The following is a 6,852-nucleotide window of genomic DNA, read 5'->3' as shown; positions in this document are numbered from 1 at the left end:
GAGGCCGGTCGCGACCGCTGCGACGGCGAGGCCGACGGCGAGCACGACGAGGGCGGCGGCGCTGCGCGTCGCGCCCGAGAGATTGCCGAGCACGGCGCTGATCACGGCGAGGCCACCGTCGCCGATGACGCCGCCGATGCCCGTCGGCAAGGGCCAGCCGCGCGGCGCCGGCACCAGCGAGGCGGCCACCGCCAGGATCATGCCGGCGGCGATGCCGAGCGGAATGCGCAGGCCCTCGCGGTCGAAAGGCCTGCAGGTGACGAAGCGCCAGCCCCAGATGGCGGCGATCAGCAGCAGCCCGATGGCGCCGAGCCCGAACAGCTGCATGAGGAGATCGGCAAGGATCGCGCCGGGACGGCCGACCCAGTTCTTCACCGGCGCATTGGTGGCATGGCTCAGCGAGGGATCGCCGGCCGTCCAGGTCAGGAGCGCCAGCGCGGCAAGGCCCACGGCGCCGAGGATGGCAAGCCCGCCCAATTGCCGGATCTTGCGACGCATGGCGCCTTTCATCGCTTCGGGAAAGAGAGAGAGGCCGGTATGCCGCCGCGCCACAGCCATGTCGGTCGCATCCTGTGAAGGGAGACCGAGCGGGAAATCCGCGCGACGGCGGACGCCCCGGAGGGCCATCCGGTTCGTGATCGCGACCTTACCGAGGCAAGGGTTGACGGGTGATTAACCATCGCCGGCCTGGGGAATATCGCCGTGGACAAGTCGCCATGAAAAACCCCGGCGCCAAGGGCGCCGGGGCCTGAAAACAGGGAATTTCGGGCCTTGCGGCCGTCAGAGATTGTAGGCGCGCTCGCCATGGTCGGCGAGGTCGAGCCCCTCGCGCTCGCGGTCCGGCGAGACCCGGAGGCCGACGACGACGTCGACGATCTTGTAGAGGACGAAGGAGCCGACCCCGGACCAGACGAGCGTCAGGAGCACCGCCTTGATCTGGGCGATGACCGCGGGCGCGAATTCATAGGCCGCGACCGAGAGCTCGCCCGGCTTGGCCTCGTAGTCGGGAATGCCGACGCCGCCGAGTGCGGTGTTGACCAGGATGCCGGTGGCGATGGCGCCGAGAATGCCGCCGACGCAGTGGATGCCGAACACGTCGAGCGAGTCGTCGTAGCCGAAGGCATTCTTGACCGTGGAGCAGAACACGAAGCAGACGCCGCCGGCGACGAGACCGAGCACGATCGAGCCCATCGGCCCGGCGAAACCGGACGCCGGCGTCACCGCGACGAGGCCGGCGACCGCGCCCGACACCGCGCCGAGCAGCGAGGGCTTGCCCTTGGCTGCCCATTCGACGAACAGCCAGGACAGCGCCGCCGCGGCGGTCGCGACGAAGGTGTTGATCATGGCGAGCGCCGCCGTGCCGTTGGCCTCGAGGTTGGACCCGGCATTGAAGCCGAACCAGCCGACCCACAGGAGCGCGGCGCCGATCAGCGTCATGACCAGCGAGTGCGGCGGCATCAGCTCCTTGCCGTAGCCGATGCGCTTGCCCACCACGAGGCAGCCGACAAGACCGGCGATGCCGGCATTGATATGGACCACCGTGCCGCCGGCGAAATCGAGCGCGCCCCACTGGTAGATGAGGCCCGCATCGGCCTTGACCGCAGCGAGCTTGGCTTCCGCGGCCGCCTTGGCGGCGGCGTCGGAACCGGCGGCCGCGACCGCCTTGGCCGCGTCCGCGATGGCGTCGGGGCCGGCCCAGTACCAGACCATGTGCGCGATCGGGAAATAGACGAAGGTGACCCAGAGCACGGTGAACAGGACGACCGCCGAGAACTTGGTCCGCTCGGCGATGGCGCCGACGATCAGCGCCGGCGTGATGCAGGCGAAGGTCATCTGGAAGGCGATGTAGACGAGTTCGGGAATGACCACGCCGTTGGAGAAGGTTGCGGCGGTCGAATTGGCGTCGACCCCGATGAGGAAGGCCTTGGAGAAGCCGCCGATATAGGCGTTGAGCCCGCCGCCGCCAGTGAAGGTCAGCGAGTAGCCGTAGACGACCCAGATGATGGCGACGAGCGCGACGATGACGAAGACCTGGGTCAGCACCGACAGCATGTTCTTCGAGCGCACCAGGCCGCCATAGAAGAGCGCGAGGCCCGGCACGGTCATCAGGAGCACCAGAAGCGCCGAGGTCAGCATCCAGGCGGTGTCGCCGGCATTCGGCTTCGGCGGCGTGGCGGCCTGGGCGAGCGCCGGATCGGCCTGGATCGCCACGGCGCAGGCGAGCGCAAGCGCCGCGACGCCCCACCGGGACAAGAGGGAACGGATCATGTGCGAGAACTCCGGGAGGATGTTTCTTGAGCTGCGCGCCGCTCAGAGCGCGTCGATATCGGTCTCACCGGTGCGGATCCGCACGGCGTGCTCGATGGAGGTGACGAAGATCTTGCCGTCGCCGATCTGGCCGGTCTTGGCGGCACCGGCTATGGCGGCGACCACCTTGTCGGCCTCGCTCGCGGGCACCGCGACCTCGATCTTCAGCTTGGGCAGGAAGCTCACGGCGTATTCGGCGCCGCGATAGATTTCGGTATGGCCCTTCTGCCGGCCGTAACCCTTCACTTCCGTGACGGTCAGGCCGTGCACGCCGATGCCGGTCAGGGCATCGCGGACCTCTTCGAGCTTGAATGGCTTGATGATAGCCATCACGATTTTCATGTCGGCATCCCCGAACTGGCTTCCCCCGGAAGCACCGGGTGAAGGGTTGCTGGTCGCTTCCGACGCGACCCGAGGGGGCATGCGCCGAACCGAGCTATCGGGAATCAAGTCGCGTGCCAGTCGCCGCACGCTGGATAAAATCGAATAATATCAATCGGTTGATTGAGAGGTCCGCATTCCGGGTGGAAGCCGTCGTCAGCTTTCGCCTAAAATTTAGGCAAGAAAGGACTGCTGCAAAGCCGCCGCAATTGGCTTCGCCTGACATGCCCAATATTGAGGCAGATGCGCGGAGGTCAGCTTTCGCGCCGCGGGCGGATCAGCCCTTCCTGGGCGACCGAAGCGACCAGCACGCCGTCGCGCGTGTAGATCGAGCCGCGCGAGAAGCCGCGCGCGCCCTGGGAGGACGGCGAATCCTGGGCATAGAGCAGCCATTCGTCGGCCCGGAACGGCCGGTGGAACCACATCGCATGGTCGAGGCTGGCGCCCTGGATCGTCGCGTCGAACAGCGTGCGCCCCTGCGGGATCAGGGAAGCGTCGAGCAGCGTCATGTCGGAGGCATAGGCGAGCACGCAGCGGTGCACCACCGGATCGTCGGGCAGCGTGCCGGTGGCACGGATCCAGACATGGAACCGGCCCTCGGGCTGGCGTACGCCCTCGTAACGCTCGATCTCGACCGGGCGCATGGCGATCGGCCGTTCGCGGGCGAAATAGGCCTTCACCGCCGCCGGCGTCGAGGGATGCAGGTTGCGGCCGATCTCCGCCTCGGCCGGCAGGCTTTCGGGAGCCGGCACGTCGGGCATGGCGAACTGGTGCTCGAAGCCTTCCTCCTCCACCTGGAACGAGGCCGACAGCGAAAAGATCGCCGCACCATGCTGGATCGCCTTGACCCGACGGGTGGAAAAGCTCCTGCCGTCGCGGATCCGCTCGACCTCGTAGATGATCGGCGCCTTGGGGTCGCCGGGCAGCACGAAATAGCCGTGCAGCGAATGCGGGGCGCGGCCCTCGACCGTGCGGCAGGCGGCAACCAGCGCCTGGCCGATCACCTGTCCGCCGAACACGCGCTGCCAGCCGTCCTTCGGACTTTCGCCGCGGAACAGGTTCACCTCGAGCCGCTCGAGATCGAGGATCTTCAGAAGGCGTTCGACGGCCGCGGACATGACGGCGGGAGCTCCGGTCGGCTGGGACATCAGGCAGAGACCATTTGCCCCGGCGGCGGTCAACCCCCGCGCCGGGCCGTGGCGCTGTCCGGCGAAACGGCGGAACCGGTCCTCAGCCCGGCTTGCCGAGCGCCTGGCGCTTGGTGGCGAGCGAGGCGGCGATCACGGCGACCGTCACGGCGGCGATCATCAGGGTGCAGATCGCGTTGATCTCGGGCGTCACGCCGAGCCGCACCTGGCTGTAGATGCGCATGGGCAGGGTCGTGGCCCCCGGCCCGGTCGTGAAGCTCGCGATGACGAGGTCGTCGAGCGACAGCGTGAAGGCGAGCAGGAAGCCGGCGATCACCGCCGGCGCGATGATCGGCAGCGTGATGCGGAAGAACACCTGGGCCGGCGAGGCGCCGAGATCGGCGGCGGCTTCCTCGAGCGAAGCGTCGAAAGCGACGAGCCGCGACTGCACGACGACGGCGACGAAGCCGAGCGTGAAGGTCGCATGCGCCACCGTCACCGTCCAGAAGCCGCGGTCGATGCCGAGCGAGACGAACAGCAGCAGCAGCGACAGGCCGGTGATCACCTCGGGCATGACGAGGGGCGCATAGACCATGCCGGTGAACAGGACGCGGCCGCGGAACCGGAGGTAGCGCGTCAGGGCAAGGGCCGCCAGCGTGCCGACGACGGTGGCGAGCGTCGCCGAGACGAAGGCGACCTGGGCGGTCATCCAGGCGGAATCGAGAAGCTGACGGTTCTGCAGGATCTCGCCGTACCAGCGGGTCGAGAAGCCGCCCCAGACGGTGACGAGCTGGCTGGCATTGAACGAGAAGACGATCAGGATGACGATCGGCAGGTAGAGGAAGCCGAAGCCGAGGGTCAGCGCGGTGGCATCGAGGAAGCGCGCGGATCGGTTCATCTGGCGGCCTCCAGCTGGCGCGCCTGCAGGTGCTGGTAGACCATGATCGGGCCGACCAGCACGACGAGCAGCAGCACCGCGACGGCGGAGGCGACCGGCCAGTCGCGGTTGGCGAAGAACTCGGTCCACAAGGTCTTGCCGATCATCAGCGTCTCCGAGCCGCCGAGCAGGTCGGGGATCACCACCTCGCCGGTGATCGGAATGAAGCAGAGGAAGCAGCCGGCGACGATGCCCGGCAAGGTCAGCGGCACCGTGATGCGCCAGAACGCGCCGACGGGCGAGCAGCCGAGATCGGCCGCCGCCTCGAGCAGGGTCCGGTCGAGCCGCTCCAGCGCGGCATAGAGCGGCAGCACCATGAACGGCAGGTAGGAATAGACGACGCCGATCAGCACCGCCGCCTCGGTATTGGCGATCTGCAGGCGCGTGCCGATGAGGCCGAGCCCGAGCAGCGCTTCGTTGAGCAGGCCTTCGGGCTTCAGGATGCCGATCCAGGCATAGACGCGGATCAGGAAGCTCGTCCAGAACGGCAGGATCACCGCCATCACCAGGAGCGGGCGCAGCCGCTCCGGCGCCCGCGCCATGGCATGGGCCATGGGATAGCCGAGGACGAGCAGGATCGCCGTGCCGATCGCGGCGATCCTGAGCGAGGAGACGAAGGCGTCGACATAGAGCGCGTCGCCGGTGACGACGCCGTAATTGCCGAGCGAGAGCTGGCCAAGCTTGTCACGCCAGCTCGCCAGGCCGTCGCCGAGCCCGAAGACCGGCTCGTAGGGCGGCACGGCGGTCGCCACCTGCGACAGCGACATCTTGGCGACGATCGCGAAGGGGACAAGGAAGAACAGGACGAGCCAGAGATAGGGCACCAGGATGGTGACGCGGCGGGTGGCGCGATCGGTCATGGCCGGCTACCGCGCGAGCAGCACGAAGGAGGACGGCGCGACCGCAAGGCGCACCGGCTCGTCCCAGGTGACCGGCCGTTCGACGAGGCGCGCCGCATTGGCGACCGCGGCCCTGAGCCTGAGGCCGCCGGCGACGACCACATAGGTCGTCCAGTCGCCGAGATAGCCGATATCGTGCACCGTTCCGGCAATCGTCGCCCAGCCGGCGGGCGCCTCCTCGCCGGCCCGCAGGATGCGCGTCTTTTCCGGCCGCCAGGCGACCGCGACCTGCTGGCCGGCAGCAAGCGCCTCGTCCGTCTCCACCGACAGCCGGCCGGCAATCTCGGTCTCGACCGCAACGGCGCCCGGGCCGGCCGCGGCGGCGACCTTGGCTTCGATCAGATTGATGTCGCCGATGAAGCTGGCGACATAACGGGTGGCCGGCGCCTCGTAGATGACCGGCGGCGGCGCCACCTGCACCACCCGGCCCTTGTCCATGACCGCAATGCGGGTCGCCATGGTCATGGCCTCGTCCTGGTCGTGGGTGACAATGACGAAGGTGACGCCGAGCCGCTCCTGCAGCGCGATCAGCTCGAACTGGGTCTCCTCGCGCAGCTTCCGGTCGAGCGCGCCGAGCGGTTCGTCGAGCAGCAGCACTTTCGGCCGCTTCGCCAGCGCCCGGGCGAGCGCCACCCGCTGGCGCTGGCCGCCGGAGAGCTGGTGCGGCCTGCGGTTCGCATAGGCCTCGAGCTTGACCAGCTTCAGCATCGCCGCGACCCGCTCGCGGATCTCCTCGCGCGGCAGGCCTTCCATGGTCAGGCCGAAGGCGATGTTGCGCTCCACGGTCATATGCGGGAACAGCGCATAGGACTGGAACATCATGTTGACCGGGCGCCGGTGCGGCGGCACGCCGGCAAGATCCTCGCCGGCGAGCAGGACGCGGCCCGCGCTCGGCGTCTCGAAGCCGGCCAGCAGCCGCATCAGCGTGCTCTTGCCGCAGCCCGAAGGCCCGAGCAGGGCAAAGAACTCGCGCTCGTAGATGGCAAGGCTGAGATCCGCGACCGCGGTCTCCGCGCCATAGCGTTTGGTCACGCCGTCATAGACCACCAGGGGTGCGAGCGCCGGATCGTCCCACGGCGCGAAGGTGGAGCGCACCGCTCCAAGCGATGTCGTCAATTGATGAGCCCGCCCGATCTCGTTCACACCATTCGCATAGAGCAAAAACGGTTTCGGGGGAAAGGCCGGCACCGGCGCCGACCCG

At 68.4% G+C, this 6,852-nt stretch carries 7 protein-coding genes; all 7 read right to left on the bottom strand.

The features are described 5' to 3' along the window. Nucleotides 1-498: DNA translocase FtsK 4TM domain-containing protein (locus OZ671_RS23460; protein ID WP_268862974.1), on the bottom strand; the 498-nt coding region annotated here is incomplete at its 3' end. 282 nt (nt 499-780) lie between these two features. Beyond that, a complete protein-coding gene (locus OZ671_RS23455) occupies nt 781-2,268 on the bottom strand; it encodes an ammonium transporter (protein WP_268862973.1) in 1,488 nt (495 codons plus the stop codon). Between the two features lie 42 nt (nt 2,269-2,310). Continuing rightward, on the bottom strand, nt 2,311-2,649 hold the full coding sequence (locus tag OZ671_RS23450) for a P-II family nitrogen regulator (protein ID WP_268862972.1): 339 nt from the start codon (nt 2,647-2,649) through the stop codon (nt 2,311-2,313). 293 nt (nt 2,650-2,942) lie between these two features. After that, nucleotides 2,943-3,806, bottom strand: a complete 864-nt coding sequence (gene tesB, locus OZ671_RS23445; RefSeq protein ID WP_268862971.1) for an acyl-CoA thioesterase II — start codon at nt 3,804-3,806, stop codon at nt 2,943-2,945. A 112-nt stretch (nt 3,807-3,918) separates the two neighbouring features. Beyond that, nucleotides 3,919-4,713 carry an ABC transporter permease gene (locus OZ671_RS23440; protein ID WP_268862970.1) on the bottom strand — a complete coding sequence of 265 codons (795 nt, stop codon included), beginning with the start codon at nt 4,711-4,713 and terminating at the stop codon, nt 3,919-3,921. Further along, complete coding sequence (locus OZ671_RS23435) at nt 4,710-5,612, bottom strand: ABC transporter permease subunit (RefSeq protein WP_268862969.1); 903 nt, start codon at nt 5,610-5,612, stop codon at nt 4,710-4,712. Before OZ671_RS23435 ends, OZ671_RS23440 begins: the two co-directional genes overlap by 4 nt. A gap of 6 nt (nt 5,613-5,618) precedes the next feature. After that, entirely contained in the window at nt 5,619-6,767 is a 1,149-nt protein-coding gene (locus OZ671_RS23430) for an ABC transporter ATP-binding protein (RefSeq protein WP_268862968.1), read from the bottom strand. Nucleotides 6,768-6,852: the final 85 nt, after the last annotated feature.

It is taken from the genome of Phreatobacter sp. AB_2022a, from assembly GCF_026847585.1.
Taxonomy (GTDB): domain Bacteria; phylum Pseudomonadota; class Alphaproteobacteria; order Rhizobiales; family Phreatobacteraceae; genus Phreatobacter.
The sequence above is the reverse complement of the archived record's forward strand: the minus strand, read 5'-3'. Positions and strand labels throughout refer to the sequence as shown.